1 protein-coding gene is annotated in these 538 nt (G+C 59.7%); it reads right to left on the bottom strand.

The annotated features are described in order from the left end of the window. Nucleotides 1-84 precede the first annotated feature (84 nt). The coding region (locus EVC45_RS45115; protein ID WP_129964418.1) for an Hsp20/alpha crystallin family protein at nt 85-538 on the bottom strand (454 nt) is incomplete at its 5' end.

Below are 538 nucleotides of genomic sequence, written 5' to 3'. Positions count from 1 at the left end.
ACGGATTAAAAGTCCGCTGCTCTACCAACTGAGCTAACGGCCCCCTGCTCCCGATCATCCACTGCCGTCGCGCTGTTTCTGCCACTAGCCGATATCGATCGTGCGGCCAGTAGCGCGTGACGGTTCAGATTTCGGCACCGTCAAAGTCAGCACACCGTTATCGAACTTCGCCAGGGTATGTTCGGGGTCGGCGTTATCCGGCATCGGAATCGTGCGCACGAACCTTCCGTATGCCCGCTCCAGCCGGTAACAACCGTCCTCCTCGCTGCGCACGTCCTGTTTTTTTTCGCCTCGCAACACGAGCGCCCCATCCTCCACGGTGACGTTCAGATCGTCCCGCTCCATTCCGGGTAATTCGGCAGTTACGCGCAGCACCTTTCCTTCGTCGACCACGTCGATGCGCGGCTGGAAGCGCGCTGAACTGAAGTCGCCGAACCATCGTTCCAACGCACCGCGTCCGGCGAACGGATCGAGAATGAACTCTTCAACCGCACGCCATGGTTCCCGCGACAGGAATCGCGAAATGTCAGGCCATGAG

The organism is Paraburkholderia sp. UYCP14C (assembly GCF_004197395.1).
Classification (GTDB): Bacteria; Pseudomonadota; Gammaproteobacteria; order Burkholderiales; family Burkholderiaceae; genus Paraburkholderia.
The sequence above is the reverse complement of the archived record's forward strand: the minus strand, read 5'-3'. Positions and strand labels throughout refer to the sequence as shown.